The sequence below is a fragment of the Saliniramus fredricksonii genome, assembly GCF_900094735.1.
In the GTDB taxonomy this organism is placed as follows: Bacteria; Pseudomonadota; Alphaproteobacteria; order Rhizobiales; family Beijerinckiaceae; genus Saliniramus; species Saliniramus fredricksonii.
Genome location: NZ_FMBM01000002.1, coordinates 15,892 through 37,332 on the forward strand (window position 1 = coordinate 15,892; position 21,441 = coordinate 37,332).

A 21,441-nucleotide genomic window follows, 5' to 3' on the forward strand; every position below is an offset into this window, starting at 1 on the left:
TGTATGGTCGAGGTGGAGTTTGCTGACTTCAACCCCGGACCACATGGAGACCCCGATGACCAAGACGAACATGGACCTGTCCGAACTTCTGGCCAAGCACGATCAGGGAGACTTTCTGCGCAGCGTTGCCGAGGCCGTCCTGCAGCTGATCATGGAGGCGGATGTCGAAGGCCTGATCGGCGCTGGCAAGCACGAGCGCAGCGGCGAACGCACAACGTGGCGTAACGGGTATCGAGAGCGCGCTCTCGATACCCGTCTGGGCACGCTGAACCTGCGGGTTCCCAAGCTGCGTCAAGGCAGTTACTTCCCGGGCTTTCTCGAAGCGCGCAAGACCTCGGAACAGGCGCTGGTGGCCGTCATCCAGGAGGCGTGGATCAGTGGTGTCTCGACCCGTCGCGTCGATGAGCTGGTGCAGGCCATGGGGCTGAGCGGCATTTCGAAGAGCACGGTGTCGAAGCTGTGCAAGGACATCGACGAACGTGTCGGCGAGTTCCTGAACCGCCCGCTCACCGGCGAATGGCCCTATCTCTGGCTCGACGCCACCTATCTGAAGGTGCGCCAGGGCGGACGGATCGTACCAGTCGCCGCAATAATCGCCGTGGCCGCCAACACCGAGGGACGCCGTGAGATCATCGGCCTCGGTATCGGCCCGTCCGAGGCCGAGACATTCTGGACCGAGTTCCTTCGATCCCTGCGCGTTCGCGGCCTGGGGGGCGTCAGACTGGTCATCAGCGACGCGCATACAGGCCTCAAAGCCGCCATCGCCCGGGTCTTCGAAGCAACCTGGCAACGCTGTCGCGTCCACTGGATGCGCAACGCCCTGGCCCATGTCTCGCGTGGTCAGCATACTGTCGTCGCCGCTGCCATCCGACAGGCCTTCGATCAACCCGACCGCACCCATGCCGGCGAAACCTGGCGCAAGGTCGCAGAGCAACTGCGCCCGCGCTGGCCAAAACTGGCCGATCTCATGGATGCCAGCGAGCACGACGTGCTGGCCTACATGTCATTCCCGCGCCAGCATCGCACCAAACTGCACAGCACGAACCCAATTGAACGTCTGAACAAGGAGGTCAAGCGACGCGCCGACGTCGTCGGGATCTTCCCCAATGAAGCATCCATCATGCGTTTGATCGGCGCCGTGCTCTTCGAGCAGAATGACGAATGGCAGACATCAAGCCGCTACATGATGGTCGAGGCATTCGCACAGATCGACAAGGAAGAGATCGATCCCATCCTCAGCATAACCACAAAAGCCGCCTGATCATGACCTCAGGCCATCCAGAAAATTACACCAGCTTGACGGACGCGACCCCTCCCAGATCGTCTTGCCCGGAATCTCCGGGTGCATTTGAACCTTGGCCCGTGCAATGCACTGATCGATCAGCCATTGATTGAGCTCGTCGATATTTTTGACCCGCACCCGCGGAACGAACAGTCGCTCGCGGATCGTGCCGACCTGGTTCTCGACCTGTCCCTTCTCCCATCCCGAGCCCGGGGTACAGGCAACCGGTTCGACGAGATAATGGCTGCACATCTGCTGGAAGCGCCGGTTGTAGGCCCGTTCCTTGCCGACGAAGATCGCATCAACGGCGGTCTTCATGTAGATTGTAGCGCGTCAATCTGGATGAGCCGACGTATTGCCTCACCCGGGTATGTTCCCGAGAGTTGGTTGTCGTTGCGTCACGATACTGTTCCTGGGCTCGATCTGCCCGATCAGTCGATGCTCTCGGTGAGGATGGGGTGGCCGCTGACGCGCGGAGCTTCCCCATTGCGCAGCGCGTCAGCGGCCGCCCCATCCGCGCTCATCGTTTCGGAGCTGCCGAATACAAGCGCCCAGGCCATTTCGGCACGCCATCCTTTGATGCGTCTTTGTACTGTACGCAATAATGCATCAGGATATCTTCCTGGAAAGGCAGACTGTATGCGCTCGAGCAATTCACGCCCGGTCTGTGCGGGGTTTTCTTCGAAGAAAGCACGCAGTTCGTTCGTGACCGCAGCGAGCGGGTCAGGACGTCGTCGCCCGCGAGGCGCTAGCGGTCTGCGCCTCGCCGTCGGTCGAACCTCACCCTCTTTCCAGGCATTGCGTAGCCCTGACAGGAACCGTTCGACATCCTTCATTGGGTCGGATTGATCCGAAGTGGGATGCATATCGACCAGTTCGGTCAGCCTTTTCTGAGAGCTGCGTATCTCGGCGAGCAATGCGACGGGGTCCAATCCCTCGAAAGTGCGGGTTAGCTCCTCCTTGACGGTGCCGGGGATCTCGGGATGCGCCAGCACACGCTGATACGGCGTCAATGGCGGATGATAGCGCTTGGTGACTTGCGCGGCCTCGCGACGCTTCTCCAGCAACTTGAAGGAGGGCTGGAAGAAGTTCACGAAAAGACGCATGTTGCGATAAAAGCAACCGAGCTCAGTCGCCGCAGCGATCCCGGCATAGCGCTGGTACCCGACCATCCGGCGCACGATGGCACCATTCTTTTGTTCGACATGAGCCTGGTCATTCTTCCGGTACGGCCGACATCGGGTGAAAGTCACCTTCTCCCGAAGGCACCAGGCCTTGATCGTCTCGTTCATGAAGACGGTATCGTTGTCCGTATCGAATCCACGAAGGGGAAAGGGAAGCAACTTCTGCAGCTCGCTCAGGACCGAACCGAGCAAGTGCCGTTCGCGAAACAGCAACGGCGCACATTCGGTCCAACCGGTGGCGATATCGGTCAGCATGAGGGTCTGCACGAAATTACCGCTGGCCGAGGGACCGCTGTGCGCCACGAGGTCTGCTTCCGTGAAGCCCGGTTCCGGGTTGTTCCAATCGGAATGCGTGCGAATCGGAACACTTTTACGCACAGCCGAGGGAGGTCCATTGCGCCGCCGGCGCCCTCCGGATGCAACAGTGCGAATTGGTGCGAGGAGGCGATCGATTGTCGATGCATTGATTGCCATCAGACGACGCCGGACCTCATCGTCGAGCGCAAGGTGGCCATGACGTTCCATCGCCGGAACCAGCAAGGGGATAAGAGGCTTCAGGCGTTTGCCGCAGATCCGATCCGACGCCTCCCACAATACGATGAGTGCTTCGCGGGTGGCCTCGTCATAGATGCGCCGTCCAGGGCGCGGTTTGGAGCGATCAGCGCGGTATCCGCAACGCAGCAAACACTCCGCATATTTGCGATGATACCCGGAGATCTCGACAAACTCCGACAGAATTACCCCCTTCTCGGCACGGCCAGAAGACCGTTAGCGGGTTGCCAAAGCTCGCAGAAGTTCATCTCTTGTGGCCATGCTGATCCGCCTCATGCTCGCCCCCGAATGCCAATCACTTCGGGAACATTCTTAATGACGCAACAAGCAATCCTTTAGGAACAATTCAGGCGAAGCAATGCGGAGTCTCACTTTGATCGTCCCGCGAAGCCGACCGTCCGCTACAGCGCAATCAAAAGCGCGCGAACGGACGGCTCCGCTCACGACGAGCTACACCATGACGGGTGTGGCCAATCAGCTTCGGCTCGCCAGAATCGCGACCGCACCGACGAATAAGCCGTAGATTACCAGGATTCCAGACAACGAGAGAAGTCCGATATCGCCATAGCCGGCAATGTGGAGTGCTCCAATGCCGAAGCCACCTGTAATGCCGCCGAGTGCGCCCGGCACCCAAGATGCTGCAAGGTGTCGCCCAGCTACTGCGGCAGACACAAGACCGGCAATTGCCAGTAAGCTTCCCAATACGATCTCGCTCATGTCAGCCTCCATTCTGTCGAATCGATATCGACGAAGTTCAGCAGGTGCACATGAATCTTGTTGAACCTCGCCGCACCCTGAGATTGCTATCAGAATCGGTTGCGGCATGTTTCATATCTCGGATTCCCACACCGCATTAGCTATACGGCCACAAACCCCGACTCGAAGAGAGGTTCCTGGGAAGTCAGAAAAGCTATATTTTTTCAATCTGTTAATTGGGAAACCGAGAGCGGCTTCACTTGCCCTCCAAGATCGGCACCTGATACAATCTCGATTGTAAGTTTTCGGGCGCGGACATGGTCTCGCAAGCGTGGAGCGCGTTCGAAAAGCCTCTCCTGCAAGGCATCAGCATCGATCTCACCCTCGACGCTGACGTGGAGGATCTGATGGCCCTCGCCCTTGTGCATCGAGACGGCCACGCGGCGCCGCTGCCCTCCAGCCACGTCTCTGACCGTGACAGCGATCACCTCAGCCGAAATCTTGCTGCCGGCAACAACGAGAACGTCATCGGTCCGACCAAGGATCTCAACTGCACGCAGAGCATAGGGAGCGCCATGATCGGCCCAACGCGCACGGTCCCCGGACTGGTCGCGCAGAAGCGGCATTGCCCGTCGCGACATTGTGCTGAAGACGAGCTCTCCCTCATCTTCCGGTTCACCTGTTTCGGGATCGACGATCTCGACAACGAGATCCACCTCGTCAAATATGATCGACCGCTCATTCTTCCAGCTGAATGCGAGGCCGACACCGAGTTCCGTGGTGCCGTAGGAGGTATGAACATCTGCCGTCGGGAAGGCCGCGCGAACAGCTTCGAGGTCCTTCGCATCAAGGCGCTCACTGCCGAGAATGATCCGCGTGAGAGGGGGCTTTTCCTCCGTGCCGAAAGCATCAATCAGCCTGAGCATGAACGACGGCGAAGACATCAACATGTTGCAGCGGTCGCGACACATTGTTTCCGCGACCAGAGACGGATCTTCGTCTCCCAGTGTCAGCGCGAGTCCGCCAGCTTTCTCGATGATCCGGGCGGATTGATCCTGTTGATCACTGCCGCTATCGCACCATTCACGGAAATCGCGTTGCACTTATGATGCATGCGGGAAAATCGTCGGGTGGAAATCATCAGCGGCATCCTGATCATGTCGCTTCTTTCGAGCAGCGCTGAGGAGCCACAGGCTGGCTCTGTCGTAACCAAAAAAAACGGCTCCCGAAGGAGCCGTTGAAAAAGTTGGGAGGAAACCATGAGCCGACAGAGACGGCTCGAGGACCGTGCATGCGCGAGGGGATCACGCATACGCTGCCACTTGCCTGCCCGGAAACCGATGAAGATGATGCAATATCGCGTATCCGAAACCCGCATGTGACGATAAAAAATTGCTATATTTCGTTGCTTTTGTCAACAAGAAAAAGATATTTTTTACAAGAAAGATATTCTTGATATGCATTCAATCATAAATCATTGAAATTTTTTGTTTTTCTAGCGTAGCGCCTTTTTTCAATGCGCCTTTAGAGCGATGAAATAGAAATCAGAATGCTTTGGATGCATTGAAACAGTGCTGCACCACGCGAAAAACGCAAGCTATATATAATAAAAACGAATACATGCTGCGCCTGCTCCGGCCCACTGCGACGCGGAGGAGGGCGCGCGCAAATTCAAGGCGCTACACTATCCAATTTCGTTCAATAACGATTCATCGACAATTTGTCAATAAAATATCGACCCGTTATGACTGTCAGGGCGGTCTTGAGCCATGAAGGGCCCAATCCCTGTTTCCGCCCTTTGGCGGTCGGCTCACATCAGGCAGATCCCTGGCGCCCACGCTGATGCAGCGGTAACGGATTCCAGCGGGTGAGGACCACGAATCCGTCGCGCGTCGTCACGGTGAGGTGGCCGCCATGGTCGTGCACCACGAGGCCCGGCGGCAATGTGTGTGCCTCCTGCCAGCCGCAGGCGGCCGCAACGTGATAATCGTGGCCGTCGAGGCGCGCGATGGTCTCGACCCGCCCGAAGGCGCGCACGGTGGCGAGCACGGCCCGCGTCCCCGCCTCAAAACGCAGGCGTCGATCCGCATCGCTCGGGCGCTGCCAGTAGCTCCCCGGCCCCTGGGCCTCGGCGGTGTGCCAATGTGCCGGCAAATCCTGCGCGAGCCGCGCCGCGAGCCGGCCTGCGGCGAACTGGCAGCGGATCATCACGCTGTCGAGGGTATCGCTGTCGGCGACGGGGAAGCGTTCGCGTCCGAGGATGTCGCCGGCATCGAAATCATGGGCGAGTTTGTGCGCGCTCACGCCCCATTCGCGGCGCCCCTCCAGAAGCGCGCGAATCACCGGAAAGGGGCCGCGCGCCTCGGGCAGGAGCGAGGGGTGGATGTTGAAGGCGTAGGGGACCACCCCTTCCCAGCCGGTGACCCGCCATTTGTAGCCGGCGACCACAAGACACGCCACGCCGTCATCGGCGAGAGCGGCGATTTCCGCCGGCGTGATCCGCGTATCCTGCACCGGAATGGCGCATTGCCGGGCGATTGTGATCACCCGGTCGTTGAAATCGACGAGCCCGTCGCAGGGGCGGGTGAACAGCTTGTGCGGCGTCCAGCCGCATTGCAGCAGGGCCTCGAAGGCCGGTGCCAGCATGTCGATCCCGGCAAAGGCGAAGCGCATGGGGCAATCCCTTCATTCGGATGGTGCGCCGAGCATGCTGGAAACATGGTCCGTGCGCCATATCTGTTGCGCGATCATGCCGGATGGCGGCACAACAGAAGGTTACCCGTGGGAGGGGTGCCATGGCGAAACGCGAAAAGGCTGCTTCTCATGAGCAGGGCAGCACGAGCGCGCAGGAGTGCTGCCTGCGCCTCGTCCTGGGCGACCAGCTCACCCCCGATATCGCCGCGCTCAAGGATATCGATCGCGAACGGGATGTTGTGCTGATGGTCGAAGTGCATGACGAGACCGTCTATGTACCCCACCACAAGCAGAAGATCGCCTTCCTCCTCTCGGCCATGCGCCACTTCGCGCAGGAACTGCGCAACGACGGGATCACGGTGGATTACGTGGGCCTCGAAGACGAGGCGAATACCGGCTCCTTCACCGGTGAAGTCATGCGCGCCGTCGCGCGCCACCGGCCCGATCGCCTCGTCGTGACCGAGCCGGGCGAATGGCGCGTCTGGCAGATGATGCAGGATTGGCGCGAGGAATCCGCCGTCCCCGTCGCGATCCGCGAGGATGACCGGTTCATCTGTTCGCGCGCGGAATTCGCCGCCTGGGCGGAGGGCCGCAAGAGTTATCGCATGGAATTCTTCTATCGCGAGATGCGCCGCAAGACCGGTTTCCTGATGACGGACGATGGCGAACCCGAGGGTGGCGCCTGGAATTTCGATGCCGAGAATCGCAAGAAGCTGCCGACAAAGATCAGCATTCCCAAAGCTACCGCCTTTCGCCCCGACGCGATCACGCGGGACGTGCTCGACCTCGTCGCGCGCCGCTTCGACAACCATTTTGGCGATCTCGAAGGCTTCCGCTGGGCGGTGACCCGCAAGGATGCGCGCACGGCGCTGACGCGCTTCGTCAACGAGCGGCTCGAGAATTACGGCGATTACCAGGACGCGATGAAGCGCGACGAGCCCTTCCTCTTCCACGCGGTGATCGCGCCTTATCTCAATGCCGGCCTGCTCACCGCGCGGGAGGTCTGTGTCGCCGTCGAGGAGGCCTATCGCACGGGCCGGGCACCGCTGAACGCGGTGGAAGGGTTCATCCGGCAGGTGATCGGCTGGCGCGAATACGTGCGCGGCATCTACTGGCTGAAGATGCCCGATTATGCCGGGACCAACGCGCTTGAAGCAAAGCGCAAGCTGCCGGATTTCTACTGGAGCGCGGATACGCCGATGGCCTGCCTGCGTGCCTGCGTCGAGGAGACGCGGGCCAACGCCTATGCGCATCACATTCAACGATTGATGGTGCTCGGCAATTTCGCCCTGCTCGTCGGCATCACCCCGCGCGAGGTGCAGGAATGGTATCTGCTGGTCTATGCCGATGCCTATGAATGGGTCGAGCTGCCCAATGTGCACGGCATGGTGCTCTTCGCCGATGGCGGGCTGCTGGCCTCCAAGCCCTATGCCGCATCGGGCGCCTATATCGACCGCATGTCGGATTACTGCAAGGGCTGTGCCTACGATGTGCGCGCGAAGACCGGCGAGAAGGCCTGCCCGTTCAACTATCTCTACTGGAACTTCCTGATCGAGAACGAAGACCGCCTCTCCAGCAACCCCCGCATGGGCATGCCCTACCGCAACCTCGCCCGCATGAGCGAAGCGCGCCGCAAGGCGATCGTCGGCGATGCCAGACGGTTTCTGGCGGCGGTCGGAGCGGTTGAGCAGAAGGGGTGAGCGCTTCGCAGGCCAGCTTTCAGACAAAAGATTCGGCACGTACGGTTCAGTATCGCATTCGAGCGCGATCCGACCTGACAGAGGCAGATCGGGCGCTTGAATGCGCCATTTCGGCGCATCATCCCAATGCGGCGTTCTCGATCAGCCAGTTGCGAAACGCTGGAACACTTCCGGATTGCGTATCGCTTTCGCGCATGTACAGCCAGGTCGTGCGCTCGACTGCGAGAAAACCGAGGGGCGCGATAAGCCTGCCCCTCTCCAATTCTGAACGTACAACAAAGTCGGGTGTCATTGCGAAACCAAGCCCGCTGCAGGCCGCCTCGATCGACAAGGAAAGCGTCTCGAAGATGAGCATCTTTCGCTTGCGCAAGCCTATGCCCGCCTCATCAGCCCATTCCTCCCAGGCATCCAGACGTGATGAGGCGTGGAGCAATGGCATGTCGGTGATATCGTGAGGCTGTCGCGGAATCGGACACCGATCCGGTGCGCACACTGGGCCAATCCGTGCATTCCCAAGGCGGGTCGCATGTATCCCCGTTAGCGGCGAAACCGGGTCGCTGGTGATCAGCACATCAATGTACCGCGATGTCAGAGCGGAGATGTCGCTGCGCGTCTGAAACCGAAGCGATACATCGGGCTTTGCTTCCAAAAATTTATCAATCCGTGGTAAAAGCCAATAAGAAAGCAGGGTTGTGGAACAGCCGATCGAGAGTACAGGCTCGTGGGTGCTGGTTCGAATCTGGTGGACTTCCTGCTCCAGCATTGAAAAGCTCTGGCTGCAGACCTGATAGAGCCGTTGGCCATCGGCGTTCAGAACAACGCCGTTGCCACGCCTGTCGAAGACTTTCTTTCCAAGCCAATCTTCAAGTGCGCGAATCTGATGACTGATCGCACCATGCGTCATGCCCAAAGCTGCAGCCGCAGCAGAAAAACTGGGATACCGCGCAGCCGCTTCGAAAGTTTGCAGTGCACGTAAAATCGGAAGCTGTCGCATCCTTAACCGCCTCTCTCAAATCATCATGCCGGCCGGTTGAAACCGGCTGACGGGTAAGATGACGCGCCGGAATAGTGAATCAGAGAGCTCGCCCCGATCCAGTGAGGTCGCGGATTGCTCCTGAGCCGCGAAATTTATTGGCAGGAAGTGTGACGTAAATTGATTTGCACCACAAGTTGCATATTCGCTATAAAGCTGATGTTTAGAGGTGGATGAATGAAAACAGCATCAACAATGTTTGCAGATGTACTGCTTGAGCTTGAGCGTATCGAAGAGTTGCACGCCTCGCTGCATCCAGCCGTGAGTATTTTTGGCAGCGCGCGTACGCCTGCCGATTCGCATGAGTTCCGTAGTGCGCACGGGCTGGGGCAGGCATTGGCACAGAAAGGGTTCACAGTGATCTCGGGGGGCGGTCCAGGTATCATGCGCGCTGCAGTCGAGGGAGCGCAGAGTGCACGAGGACGCTCAGTCGGTTTCAACATTGCTTTGCCATTCGAAGTTCCCAGCATCGACCTGCAGGATATTTCGCTCACATTCGAAAATTTCTTTACGCGAAAGCTCGCATTTGCCCGTTGTTCCGACGCATTTGTGGTTATGCCAGGCGGTATGGGAACATTGGATGAGCTATTTGATATATTGACTCTGATTCAGACAAAAAAAATGCCGGATAAGCCTGTTGTATTGTATGGCAAAGATTTCTGGCATGGAATGATAAATTGGCTCAATGTATCTGTGGCAGGCAATGGCTATATTAAGCCGAATGAGACTGAAAAGATGATGATATTTGATGAAGAATCCGACGTAATAAATCATTTAATACAGTTATTTAATATTAAATAATTTATTGCATTGTCACGTAAAATCTCAAGGTTATGGAAGGAAAACATCATGCAGAAAAATCAATCAGCTGAATTAGTAATGTTCACAGGTGGTAGAGATAGCACGCTTGCTGCTTCTCATCTCATGTTACGAGGGATTCCAGTTCACCTTTGGAGTGGCAATAGCGGATGCTCGCTCCATAGGGGCATACTTTCCTACCGTGTCAAAGAACTTCGTGATCGGTTTGGCTCATTGGTTGTTGATCATGTCATTCAGGACATTAGTGGAAGTTTTCGCTCTATAGCGATCGCTGAAATTGAGAAAGATATTCTTCATCATAAAAAAAATCTTGTGCTGCTTGGTGAAAAAATTGCAATTCACGCACATATAATTGATTATTGTCACAGAAATTGTATCAAGAAAGTCAATGATGGAATTGCTTACTATCAAAGAGATTACCCCGAACAGAGAAATGTTGCAAAAGAGTACTTTATTGATATGATGAAACACTATGATATCGAATATAATAGTCCTATATACGAATTTGCAAAGTCGTCAGAAGATGTAAAGTATCGGCTTTTGCAGCTCGGATTGTCGACGAAATCTCTTGAGGGGATATCTATATTTTCTGACAGCTTCTCTGTCCCATCTGATGAAACAATTTATGAATATTTGAAGCAAAAAGAAGATATTTTTCATGATATTGTGAAATTTATTTCAGCAGGAATTGGTTTTTCACCAAAAGAAATGGAATCATTGGTGCAAAACTCTCATTTTCATACTGTATAGAAATCTATATTAGAATATATAAATAAAATACAACAACTCACTTTGAGAGTGAAGAGAGTAAAGATGGATGCCTTGCTCATGGAAAAATGTGCAGCAATTATTATTCGTGAAAAAACTCTCCTAGTTGTACGTAAGCGTTTCACGAATATTTTCATTTCTCCCGGCGGGAAAATTGAGCCGGGGGAAACACAAATCCAGTGTTTGCGTCGTGAGGTCGCAGAAGAAATTGGCGTCGAAATATCCGACGCACTGTATTTCGATTCTTTTGAGAGAGAAGCTGCGTTTGACCATAAGATAATTATAATTCACGCTTGGTTCGTATCTGTATACGGGGAATGTTATCCAAATTCCGAAATCGAAGAAATTCGCTGGGTCAATGGAAAAACCCGGGTTCCAATAGCCTCCATCTTCAAGGATTGTGTGATACCCCGACTGCTAGCGCAAGATCTGATCGATGAATAAGTCAAAATTAAGAACCGCTGGCGCCTTCGGAAAAATCGATTCAGCTGCGTTACATCCGGATCTGGTGCGAAAAAATGAGAACTACTATTCTGATTGTGCGGTAATTCGCTTTGAGCTAAAGCAATTGCTTGCTTTTCACCTCGGAATAAAACACAGATTGTTTATATTGAATAATACGACGCATGGTTTGCTGACGACAATTGTCGGGCTCTGTGCGGAAGGTTTCGGCCTCAAGCCTGCAAACAACGCATATGCGCCATACCGGATTCTGGCTGCCGGCGGGTTGCCCGGGGGTGATGAGCGCATTCTGACGCTTCAAACGCATATTGATCCGACGACCGGATGTGTCGCACCGCCACTTCTAGAGGCTGGCAAGCCATCTGTCTGCGACATAGCTCAGAGTTTTGCCACTGCAGCACATCATGAAGCGGCGCTCGCTGCAGATGTGTTCATCTGCCCGCTTCACAAACATACGGGTCTGGCCACAGGCCTTGGCCTTTTGGGCATCAGTGATGAGTTGGATGCCCCGCATTTGCGCGCCGTAGCGGAAATGGCGGAAGCGGGGACGGTTGCGTTTCCGACCATCCGGAAAGCCTTGGCGCGCGCCCAACTCCTTGAAGGACGCGTGATCAACACTTTTGCGTTGCAGATGGATGAAGCGCAAGCCCAAGAATTGTCGACCGACGGTGTTTCGATACTGTCACCACTAAACCAGCCGCTCCCCTTCGCGGTCTTGAGGGTGGCCGATCCGGAAATTCTCCACAAGATACCGTTCCGCTCGCCTTTCACAATCAAACAACTTTCAGGCGAGCGAATGATCAGAGTATCCGGCGCCATTCGGGGTGTGCTCGGCGACGCACCTGTCGACCATTCAGCCCGACTGGCTAGCGTCATTCGTCGCGCTGCGAATCCAGGAGGTGGTCTTGGCCGATAGCTCCAGAACCGGTGTGCTCATCGCGTTTGCCGGCGCGTTCCTTTTAAGCTTCGATACACTGCTCTTGCGGATGATCGGTGCTGAACCCCTGCAGATGGCGTTCTGGCGCGGCCTGTCCATGTTTGCCGCCGGCTGCGCTGCCTTGTTTATTCTAAAAGTGGTTCGTCCGCATGCGGACCTGCGGATGCTGAACGGAAAGACCGGCGTCACGGTTGCCTGTTTTTACGGCATCGCCAGTATCAGTTTCGTCGCGAGTGCGATGATGACAAGCATTGCCAACATGCTCCTCATCATTGCGACGGCGCCTTTCTGGGCAGCTATTCTCGCTATCGTCATTCTCAACGAGCGCCCGTCGCGCGCGACGCTGGTTGCATGCGGCGTGGCTTTCAGCGGTATGCTGGTGGTCGCATGGCCAGGGCTGCGAGGTGGAATTAATGCCGGGGATGCCATCGCGCTGGTCGCAGCGCTGAGCATGGCGTGTGCCTTCGTCGTATCACGCCGGACCCGGGCAAATCTCGCTCTGGCTCCGGCGTTGGGCGGCCTTATGTCTGCGATCGTACTGATGCCCTTCGTCGGTGGTTTTTGGCTCGGATCGTGGCAGAGTATGGTCTTGATGGGCGTTGAGGGATTGCTTCTGGTGCCGCTGGCGCTCGGTTTGCTGGCAATGGCGCCCCGGTATCTGCCCGCTCCCCGGGTCGGCCTGTTTCTTCTGCTCGAAACCGTGCTCGGGCCGTTATGGATATGGGCCGTCCTCGCCGAGGCACCCACGGCTTATGCCTTGTCAGGCGGCTTGATCGTGGTTGCGACCCTGGCGCTGCATAGTCTCTACAGTATGCGCCGATGGCGTCGTTTCGCTGCCGCCCCGAAGCATTGAAGTCTGTTACCGACATGGCTTCGCGCGGCGCATGTGCCCGCCACAAGCGACGATCAATTTATTCGATGGCCCGACGCCGCCCGGCCTCAGCCCTGCGTGGCCGATGTTATCGGCAGTGGCAGACACCAGAAACCGAGTGAGCGGCGTGCGAGCAGGGCCATGGAGAGGCTCGCCGTCGTCGTCGTGGCGAAGAAGGCCCATGCCGCGCCCCAGATCCCGAGGGCGGGGATCAGGACGAGATTGAGGCCGATGCACAGCACGGCGCAAGCTGTCAGCAGCAGCGCCAGATGCCTCTGGTGATCGGTCATGATGAGCAGCACCCGGATCGGGCCCGTCGTCGCCTGGACGATATAGGCCGCGATCAGGAGCAGCAGCGGGCCGGAAGCCTCACGGAAACCCGGTCCGAACAGTTCGAGCAGGAACGGGCCCGCCAGCGCCAGCCCGGTCGCCGCGGCGAGGGTCGGCCACAATGTCAGACCGCAGAAGCGCCGGCTGGTTTCCTCGAATCGGTCGGTGGCGCCCTGCGCCGCCAGCGCGGCGAGGCGCCCCTGCGCCACTGCGGAGACGGCAAAGAAGACATAGGAGGTCAAGGCTGCGAGCTTGGCGGCGGCGAAATAGGCGCCGCCGGTCTCCGGCGAGGCCAGAATATTCAGAAGAATGATATCCACCGAAGCCACGACGAGCAGATAGGCATCCGAGACCAGAACGCCCGCCGATACGCCGCTCCAGCGGCGCTTCTGCCAGGACGGGGGCCAGACACGCCAGGCGCTGCGCAGCCGCCAGCTCGCGATTCCCCACTGGATGATCCAGGCGCCGATCACGGCGGCGAGGCTCGCCCACATGGCCGTCGCCGCATCGGGTGCGGCCCCGATGCCGATCAGAACGGCGATCCCGGCCAGAAGCAGGGCGGGCCGCAGCAGCATGCCCGGCAGATACGCCAGCGCCGCAGAGCCGGCGGCGCGCGTCAGCCCCTTGCCGATATCGATCTGCGCCAGCAGCGGCACGGCCAGCGCGCCGACCAGAAGCGCGTCGATCTGTGCCGGGCCGAGGCCGATGGCGGGGCGCGTCGCGACGAGCATGATCGTCGCCATGGCGACGAGGCCGAGCCCGAAGGCCACGGCCTGCGAGAACAGGATCAGGCCCAGCAGGGTTTGCCGGTCGCCTTGCGTGCGATAGGCGGAAGCAAACCGGGTCGTCGTCGATGCGAGGCCCGCCTGCGCCAGCGCCGCCGCGAGCGCTGCCCAGACCCAGGCGTTGGAGAATGCCCCGAATCCGGCAAGCCCGAGCCAGCGGGCCGCGATCAGCTGGCTGAGCAGAGTCAGCCCCGCCCCGCTGACGCGAATCGCGAATGCGGCTGCGGCATCCATGCGATCAGCATCGCGCAACCTGTCGCGCAATCCTCCGGCCAGGGCGGTGAAGGCCGTCATGAACCGGTCTGCCCGGCATTGCGCCGCTCTGCGGCACCGCTGCGATTCGCGCGCCAGCGGTTGATCGCCATCCGCCCCGCACCGGTGATTTCCAGCACCCCCGGCATCAGATCGTCCTGCACGAGCGTATCCGAGCGCTCGCGTCCCCATGCCGCCAGAAGCGGGTGGGCGGCCAGCGCCGAGAGATCGCGCGCCGCATCGAGCAAACCGTGCCCGCTGATGGCTTCACGCCCGATATTGCGGGCATCGTGCAGCAGATTGCGCGCGCATGTCCCGGCGGGATAGGCGACCTGCGGATGGGTGATGCCGTGCACGATCTGATCATACTGGAACAGCGGGAAATCGACACCGAGCGCGACCGGAAGCGGCAGCGAGCCCCAGAAACGGGCATTGGCTTCCAGCAGCACATGGCCTCCGTCGGGCCGGCGTCGGAATTCGAACATGCATACGCCGGAAAAGTGCAGCCGTTCCACCATCGCCGCCACAGTCGCGCCCAGTTCGGGATCCGGCGCCTCGCTCATCCGCAGGGAACTGCCGCCGGCCGCCGCCTCCCGCAATCGGCAATGCTGAAAGGCCTGGGTCACGGCGCCCTGATGGGCAAGGACCGAATAGCCCACGCCGGTACCGGGTATGGCGGCCTCGGCAAGCCAGCCGGACGGCGCGGCAATGCGTGACAGGGCCTCGGCAAGAGCCTCGGGCGTATGGGCGCGCATGACGCTGCCGCGCTCACCGAGGCTTCCCGGCTCGTAGGAGCGCCGGGGCTTGAGATAGAGCGGCAGGCCGAGCCTGTCGGCGAGCGTTTCTGCGGTGGCGCCGTCATCCAACATGCAGCCGGGCGCCACCCGGATACCGAGTTCTTCGGCGAGGGCCCGCGTCTGCGCCTTGTCGAAGAGCTGTGCCGCCGCATCCGTCGGTTCGGGGCGTGCAATCGTCTGGCCGGCGAATGTCTCGGGCGCGCTTTCGATCAGGATGATCCCGCGATCGCAGCAGGGGATGATGAGGTCGAAGCGCCAGCGGGCGAGGATCTCCGCAGCAGCTTTGGCCCAGCTCTGCATCCGGGTGTTGCGCGGCAATTGGTGAACCCGGGTCACGTATCTTGAATGTGTCGTAGGGGAATGCCAGTTGAACGGTGCAAGATGCACTTCCTTGCCGGCGCGCCCGAGTGATCTCACCACTGCCAGCGTCGCACGCGTATCGTCACCGATCACCAGGACCCGCTCCGAATCCGGTGACTGTCGTTGAAAATCTCTACTGCCCATTGTCGCTGTCATGAGATCATCCGCACATACAGATGTAAAAATCGCGTTACAAAACTTACGTAAGGTCATCCCGATCGGTGGCGCAGTGCCTGCGCCGCGTGATCGCCGCCGGCCTGCCGATGCGTGAAAATCGCATGAACCGATCCGCTCGCCGCGCTTGACAAGGGTGCTTCCCGGCTTGACGTTGCCGGATATCGAGGCTGGCGGACCGTGCGCAACGAAGCGGCGCTGAAGATACGGCTCGCCCGCCCGGCTCCGTCGCGTGGCGCTCAACCTGTGCAAGGTTTCCAAAGTCATGGTCGCAGATGAACCCGCTCGGACCCGGCGTCCCTCGTACGACAGTCCCGCGCCTCGCCCCGCGCGCCGTCCAGCGCGCGCGAAAGCGCTTGCGGAACTGCTCGACCGCTGCATGGCGCCGGCTCTGGCGAAACAGGGATTTGCTTCCGGAGACGTGATCGCGGCATGGCCGGAAATCGTCGGCTCCCATCTGGCTGTCTTCTCCCAGCCGGTGAAGCTGGAATGGCCGCGCCGGCGCGGTCCGCGTGATCCCGAGCGCGCCCCCGATCCCGCCACGCTGGTGGTGCGGGTCGAAGGCGCCTTCGCGCTGGATTTCCAGCAATCCGTGCCCCTCGTGATCGAGCGCCTCAACGCCCATTATGGCTGGGCCTGTATCGGGCGCGTCGTGATTCGCCAGGGCCCGGTGATGCGCCCGCCCGAGCGCGTGGCCGCACCGGTGCCGGCGGATCCGGAGACGGCACAGATGGTCGCCGCCAAAGTCGACGCCATCGACGATCCCGGCCTGCGCGCGGCGCTGGCGCGCTTCGGCGAGGCGGTGATCGCCGGCAAGGGCCCGCGCCATGGCAGGCGGTGAGTGTGCGCGGTACACGAGACTGTGAGCCGCCCGGGACTTGCGCGCCGGGGCGCATTCTTGCCACAAGGCTCGTCAGAATGAATTCCGGTAGATTTGTGCGCGGCCCGCCCGTGCGCACTCAGCGAAAGGAAGTGCAATGATCAATCGGCGTCACGCAATGGGTCTTCTGGTCGGTGCCGGGGCCGCGAGCCTCGCATTCGGCCAGGCAGCGTTTGCCGACAACCATGAAGCGGATGCCGGGGAATGGCGGGAAATGATGGTCGGCAGCCCGGATGCGCCGGTCGAGATCATCGAATACGCTTCGCTGACCTGTCCGCATTGCGCGAATTTCCGCACCAACACCTATCCGCTCCTGCGCGAGCGCTATGTCGATAACGGTCAGGTGCGCATGATCTTTCGTGAATTCCCGCTCGATCAGCTCGCGATCGCCGGGTTCATGCTGGCGCGCTGCGACGAGGAACAGTATTTTCCGATCGTGAACATGCTGTTCGAGACCCAGCGGCAATGGGCTTTCGGCGACCGCCCGCTCGACGAACTCGCCGGAATGATGCGTCAGGTCGGTTTCTCACAGGAAAAATTCGAATCCTGCTTGAATGATCAGGCGATCTATGACGGCATCATGGCTGTCACCAATGAGGGTCGGGAGCAGGGTGTGAATTCAACACCGACCTTCATCGTCGACGGCGAGATACATCGCGGAGCGTTGTCGATTGATCAGTTCGAGGAAATCCTCGCACCCAAACTCGACGGCTGATCCTCTCAGCCGTGATGACGGCGCGCGGCGCGCGTCCGCCCGCGATCCTGCTTTCGGGGGGAGGGTGCGCCGATGCAGTTGACGCGCCTGCGCATCGTCGGTTTCAAGAGCTTCGTCGAGCCGACGGAATTCCTGATCGAGCCCGGGCTGACCGGTGTGATCGGCCCCAATGGCTGCGGCAAGTCCAATCTCGTCGAGGCCCTGCGCTGGGTGATGGGCGAGAGCTCCTATAAAAGCATGCGCGCCTCGGGCATGGACGACGTCATCTTTGGCGGCTCGGGCCATCGCCCGGCGCGCAACACGGCGGAGGTGACGGTCACCGTCGACAATGCCGACCGCACCGCTCCCGCCGCCTTCAACGACGCTGAAATCCTCGAAATCTCGCGCAAGATCACCCGCGAAGCCGGTTCGACCTACCGCATCAACGGGCGTGAGGTGCGTGCGCGCGACGTGCAGCTGCTCTTTGCCGATGCGGCGACCGGGGCACGCTCCGCCGCCATGGTGCGTCAGGGGCAGATCAGCGAGATCATCGCTGCCAAGCCGCAGGCGCGCCGGCGCATTCTGGAGGATGCTGCCGGCATTGCCGGGCTGCATGCACGCCGCCACGAGGCGGAGCTGCGCCTGCGCGCGGCGGAGGAGAACCTCTCCCGCGTCGAGGACGTGCTCGGCCAGATCGACCAGCAGGCCGACAGTCTCAGGCGCCAGAGCCGGCAGGCGACGCGCTACCGCACGCTCTCCGCGGATATCCGCCGGCTCGAAGCCACACTCCAGCTGATCGGTTATCGCGAAGCGCGGGCAGAGGCGGTGGAGGCCGAGAATGCCCTGTCCGCCATCACGGCGGAAGTGGCCACGCGCAGCGCCGGGCAGGCGGAGGCAGCCCGGCTGCAGGCCATCGCCGCCCATGCGCTTCCCGGTCTGCGCGAGAAGGAAGCCGAGGCCGCCGCCGGCCTGCAGCGTCTCGTGCTCGTGCGCACCGCGCTCGAAGCGGAGGAAACCCGCGCCCGCGATCGTGCCCAGGCCCTGGAGCGTCGCCTGGTCGAACTCGGGCGTGACCGTGAGCGCCAGCAGGCGCTGATCACCGATGCGCAGGCCAGCATCGCGCGTTTGCGCGAGGAGGCGGAGGGGCTGGGTACCGACGGCCCGCAGGTGAAGGCTGCGCGCGAGGCGGCGGAGGTGCGTTGTGCAGAGCGTGACGCGGCGCTCGCGCGGGCCGAGGAGGCGTTCAACGCCGCGCAGGCCGCCATGTCCGATCTCAATGCGCGTCGCGCCGGTCTCGAACGCAGTGCCCGCGAGGAGGCCGAACGCGCCGCGCGCTATACCCGCCAGCGGGCCGAGATCGCAGCCCAGCATGCAGCGCTTGCCGATTCGGGTGCGGCCGCCGATCTCGAGACCCTGCGCGCGGCGCATGAGGACGCATCGGAACGTGCCGACGCGGCCGATGCCCGTGCCGCGAGCGCCCGCGAAACGCTGGTTGCCGCACGCGATGCGGAGAGCGCGGCGCGCGGGCCGCTCGCCGAGGCCGAACGCCGGGCGCAAAAGCTCGAAACCGAAGCGGCGACGCTCGCCAGGTTCTTCGCCGCCCCCGAAGGCGATGCGCATGCGCCCATGCTGGACGCGGTCAGTGTCGACAAGGGCTACGAGATCGCGCTGGGCGCCGCGCTCGGCGAAGATCTCCAGGCCGCGCAGGACGAGGCGGCGCCGATCCGCTGGTGCAGGCTCGACAGCGACGGTGATCCCGCCCTGCCTGACGGCGTGACGCCGCTCTCGGATCATGTCGCGGCGCCGCCGGCGCTCGCGCGCGTGCTCGCGCAGATCGGCGTGATCGATCACGCGACCGGCGCCCGGCTGCACCGGCACCTCGCCACGGGGCAGATGCTCGTCACGATTGAGGGGGATCTGTGGCGCTGGGACGGCTATGCCGCCGCCGCCGACGCGCCTTCCGCCGCCGCGCGACGCCTCGCCGAGCGCAACCGGCTGGGTGATCTGCAGCGCGCAGCGGCACAGGCGCGCGACGAGGCGGATCTCGCCCGGCGTGATCTCGATTTTGCCCAGGCCTCGGCCCGCGCAGCGGCCTCGGGCGAGAATCAGGCGATGGAGGCGGCCCGCCAGGCGCGGCGCCGGCGCGACGATGCGGCGGCACGCCGCTCGCAGGCCGAGCGGGCCGATGCCGACCGGATCGCGCGTCTGTCGGGGCTCGAAGACGCGCTCGCGCGCCTCGATGCCGATCTGGAAGAGGCCGAGAGCCGCGCCGGGGAGGCGCGTGAGGCGCTCGATGACCTTACTCCCGCGCCGGAACTGGAGGCGCGTCTCCAGGATGCGCGGCTTTCTGCCGCACAGGCGCGCTCTGAAGCTGCCGAGGCACGCGCCACGCTTCAGGGTCTGGTGCGCGAGGCGGAACTGGCCGAGAGCCGCCGCAAGGCGATCGCCCTCGAAACCGGCAGTTGGAGTGAGCGCGCAGAAAACGCCCGCGCGGCGCTCGAAGATGTCGACGAGCGCGTCGCGGCGGCGCGCGAGGAGCTCGAAGCCCTGCGCGAGGCGCCGGACGATTTTCACATGCGCCGCCGGCGTCTCGAAAGCGAGATCGAGCAGGCCGAGGCGGCCCGGCGCGCAGCCGCCGACCGGCTGGCCGAGGGCGAGACGGCGCAGGCCGAGACCGACAGGACTGCCCGCGAGGCGCTCGCTGCGCTCTCATCGGCGCGTGAATCGGCAGCGGCCGCGCAGGCACGCCGCGATGCCCAGCAGGCGCGGCTCGCCGAGCTCGACCGGGCAATCCGCGACAACCTGGAGACCACGCCGGACGGGCTGTATCAGCTTGCCGGGCTGGAGCCGGGTGCCGAGCCGCCGCCCGCCGGCGATGTCGAGGACAGGCTCCTGATCCTGCGCCATGATCGCGAGCGCCTCGGCGCGGTCAATCTGCGCGCGGAAGACGAATTGCGCGAGATCGAGGAGCGGCGCGACACGCTGGGCGCCGAGCGTGACGACCTGGTCGAGGCGATCAAGCGCCTGCGCCAGGCCGTGTCGAGCCTCAACCGCGAGGGGCGCGAGCGCCTGCTGGCGGCTTTCGACGTGGTCAACGGCCATTTCAAGGCGCTGTTTGCGACCCTGTTCGGCGGCGGCGAGGCGGAGCTGACCCTGGTCGATTCGGATGATCCGCTGGAAGCCGGGCTCGAAATCCTCGCGCGTCCGCCCGGCAAGAAGCCGCAGACCATGACGCTGCTTTCCGGCGGCGAGCAGGCGCTGACCGCGACGGCGCTGATCTTCGCGGTGTTCCTGACCAATCCCTCGCCGATCTGCGTGCTCGATGAGGTCGATGCGCCGCTCGATGATTCGAATGTCGAGCGCTATTGCGATCTCCTCGACGAGATGGCCCGCACCACGCGCACGCGTTTTCTCGTGATCACCCACAATCCGATCACCATGGCGCGGATGAACCGGCTCTACGGCGTGACCATGGCCGAGCGCGGCGTCTCGCAACTGGTCAGCGTCGATCTGGAGCAGGCGGAACAGCTGCGGGAGGCCGGTTGAAACGCTGCAGGTGCGAAACAAACCGGACGAAGTTTTCACGCTGGGCCGATTTATTTATATGAATCAAATAGTTAATAGTTTCATCGTGATCCTTGACACGGTATCGAGCCCCCAATATGGTGCGCGCGGCTGACGGGGGCCGGTTTTTCTTGTCCTTCCCTCCCTTGACGGTGTCATGATGGTTGATCCGCAACGGCACGGGAATGACAAAGACGAGCCGAAACCCGGCGACGAAGCCGAATTGTCCACGAGGCTCGCGCGTCTCGACTCCCGGTTGGGCGAAATCTCGTCCGGGCAGGAGAAAGCCGCAAAAGCCGCACGGCGCAAGGCCTCCGATGCCAGCGGGCTCGGCCAGGCATTTCGCCTTTCGGCCGAGTTCATTGCCGGCGTGATTGCCGGCGGATTTCTCGGCTGGATGCTGGACAGTTTCGTGGGTTCGTCGCCCTGGGGGTTCATCATCGGCCTGCTTTTGGGTTTCGGATCGGGCATGCTGAACATGCTGCGCGCATCCGGGGAGTTGAATCGCAAGGCGACCTCGGATAAGTCCCCCGTGTCTGCACGGCGGCCCGAGGACGACGCGCGTGACTGAAGGCGTCGCCGCAGGGCTGCGCAGCGACGGAAAAAC

At 61.1% G+C, this 21,441-nt stretch carries 17 protein-coding genes and 2 pseudogenes; 11 read left to right on the plus strand and 8 right to left on the minus strand.

The window, feature by feature from the left end:
- The first annotated feature begins 55 nt into the window (after positions 1 to 55).
- Entirely contained in the window at positions 56 to 1,261 is a 1,206-nt protein-coding gene (locus tag GA0071312_RS06630) for an IS256 family transposase (RefSeq protein WP_074444054.1), read from the plus strand.
- Between the two features lie 51 nt (positions 1,262 to 1,312).
- On the opposite strand, the pseudogene GA0071312_RS06635 reads toward GA0071312_RS06630, so the two are convergent.
- From GA0071312_RS06635 to GA0071312_RS06655, 5 genes and pseudogenes are all read right to left on the minus strand, one after another.
- Positions 1,313 to 1,600, minus strand: a pseudogene (locus GA0071312_RS06635) (IS21 family transposase); the annotation flags it as partial.
- A 113-nt stretch (positions 1,601 to 1,713) separates the two neighbouring features.
- A pseudogene (locus tag GA0071312_RS06640) lies at positions 1,714 to 3,294 on the minus strand (transposase).
- 198 nt (positions 3,295 to 3,492) lie between these two features.
- Positions 3,493 to 3,735, minus strand: coding sequence for a hypothetical protein (locus GA0071312_RS06645; protein WP_131817727.1), 243 nt, complete (start codon positions 3,733 to 3,735; stop codon positions 3,493 to 3,495).
- 203 nt (positions 3,736 to 3,938) lie between these two features.
- Positions 3,939 to 4,817, minus strand: a complete 879-nt coding sequence (locus GA0071312_RS06650; RefSeq protein ID WP_074444306.1) for a phenylacetate--CoA ligase family protein — start codon at positions 4,815 to 4,817, stop codon at positions 3,939 to 3,941.
- Positions 4,818 to 5,529: 712 nt separating this feature from the next.
- Entirely contained in the window at positions 5,530 to 6,387 is an 858-nt protein-coding gene (locus GA0071312_RS06655; protein WP_074444307.1) for a formyltransferase family protein, read from the minus strand.
- 122 nt (positions 6,388 to 6,509) lie between these two features.
- Between GA0071312_RS06655 and GA0071312_RS06660 the strand changes: the two genes are divergently transcribed.
- The gene (locus GA0071312_RS06660) at positions 6,510 to 8,108 is read left to right on the plus strand and encodes a cryptochrome/photolyase family protein (RefSeq protein WP_074444308.1); all 1,599 of its coding nucleotides are present in this window, start codon (positions 6,510 to 6,512) and stop codon (positions 8,106 to 8,108) included.
- A 118-nt stretch (positions 8,109 to 8,226) separates the two neighbouring features.
- Here the strand turns inward: GA0071312_RS06660 and GA0071312_RS06665 are convergent, their stop codons facing one another.
- On the minus strand, positions 8,227 to 9,102 hold the full coding sequence (locus GA0071312_RS06665; RefSeq protein WP_074444309.1) for a LysR substrate-binding domain-containing protein: 876 nt from the start codon (positions 9,100 to 9,102) through the stop codon (positions 8,227 to 8,229).
- Between the two features lie 216 nt (positions 9,103 to 9,318).
- On the opposite strand from GA0071312_RS06665, the gene GA0071312_RS06670 reads away from it, so the two are divergent.
- The 5 genes from GA0071312_RS06670 to GA0071312_RS06690 all read left to right on the plus strand — a co-directional run bounded on the left by GA0071312_RS06670 (position 9,319) and on the right by GA0071312_RS06690 (position 12,980).
- Complete coding sequence (locus tag GA0071312_RS06670; protein WP_074444310.1) at positions 9,319 to 9,942, plus strand: LOG family protein; 624 nt, start codon at positions 9,319 to 9,321, stop codon at positions 9,940 to 9,942.
- Positions 9,943 to 9,990: 48 nt separating this feature from the next.
- On the plus strand, positions 9,991 to 10,710 hold the full coding sequence (locus GA0071312_RS06675; protein WP_238947143.1) for a hypothetical protein: 720 nt from the start codon (positions 9,991 to 9,993) through the stop codon (positions 10,708 to 10,710).
- Positions 10,711 to 10,773: 63 nt separating this feature from the next.
- Positions 10,774 to 11,172, plus strand: coding sequence for an NUDIX hydrolase (locus GA0071312_RS06680; RefSeq protein WP_074444312.1), 399 nt, complete (start codon positions 10,774 to 10,776; stop codon positions 11,170 to 11,172).
- Positions 11,165 to 12,106 carry a DUF6024 family protein gene (locus GA0071312_RS19615; protein WP_131817728.1) on the plus strand — a complete coding sequence of 314 codons (942 nt, stop codon included), beginning with the start codon at positions 11,165 to 11,167 and terminating at the stop codon, positions 12,104 to 12,106. The genes GA0071312_RS06680 and GA0071312_RS19615 overlap by 8 nt, the downstream gene beginning before the upstream one ends.
- Complete coding sequence (locus tag GA0071312_RS06690; RefSeq protein ID WP_165603975.1) at positions 12,096 to 12,980, plus strand: DMT family transporter; 885 nt, start codon at positions 12,096 to 12,098, stop codon at positions 12,978 to 12,980. The genes GA0071312_RS19615 and GA0071312_RS06690 overlap by 11 nt, the downstream gene beginning before the upstream one ends.
- 86 nt (positions 12,981 to 13,066) lie before the next feature.
- Here the strand turns inward: GA0071312_RS06690 and GA0071312_RS06695 are convergent, their stop codons facing one another.
- On the minus strand, positions 13,067 to 14,407 hold the full coding sequence (locus GA0071312_RS06695) for a lipopolysaccharide biosynthesis protein (RefSeq protein WP_074444315.1): 1,341 nt from the start codon (positions 14,405 to 14,407) through the stop codon (positions 13,067 to 13,069).
- Positions 14,404 to 15,678: a carboxylate--amine ligase gene (locus GA0071312_RS19915; RefSeq protein ID WP_165603976.1), complete on the minus strand. Its 1,275-nt coding sequence runs from the start codon at positions 15,676 to 15,678 to the stop codon at positions 14,404 to 14,406. Before GA0071312_RS19915 ends, GA0071312_RS06695 begins: the two co-directional genes overlap by 4 nt.
- A 283-nt stretch (positions 15,679 to 15,961) precedes the next feature.
- Between GA0071312_RS19915 and GA0071312_RS06705 the strand changes: the two genes are divergently transcribed.
- From GA0071312_RS06705 to GA0071312_RS06720, 4 genes are all read left to right on the plus strand, one after another.
- Entirely contained in the window at positions 15,962 to 16,537 is a 576-nt protein-coding gene (locus GA0071312_RS06705; RefSeq protein ID WP_074444317.1) for a DUF721 domain-containing protein, read from the plus strand.
- A 136-nt stretch (positions 16,538 to 16,673) separates the two neighbouring features.
- The gene (locus GA0071312_RS06710; RefSeq protein ID WP_074444318.1) at positions 16,674 to 17,291 is read left to right on the plus strand and encodes a DsbA family protein; all 618 of its coding nucleotides are present in this window, start codon (positions 16,674 to 16,676) and stop codon (positions 17,289 to 17,291) included.
- Positions 17,292 to 17,363: 72 nt separating this feature from the next.
- The gene (gene smc, locus GA0071312_RS06715) at positions 17,364 to 20,816 is read left to right on the plus strand and encodes a chromosome segregation protein SMC (protein WP_074444319.1); all 3,453 of its coding nucleotides are present in this window, start codon (positions 17,364 to 17,366) and stop codon (positions 20,814 to 20,816) included.
- Between the two features lie 175 nt (positions 20,817 to 20,991).
- Positions 20,992 to 21,405 carry an AtpZ/AtpI family protein gene (locus GA0071312_RS06720; RefSeq protein WP_074444320.1) on the plus strand — a complete coding sequence of 138 codons (414 nt, stop codon included), beginning with the start codon at positions 20,992 to 20,994 and terminating at the stop codon, positions 21,403 to 21,405.
- The last annotated feature ends 36 nt before the right edge of the window (positions 21,406 to 21,441 follow it).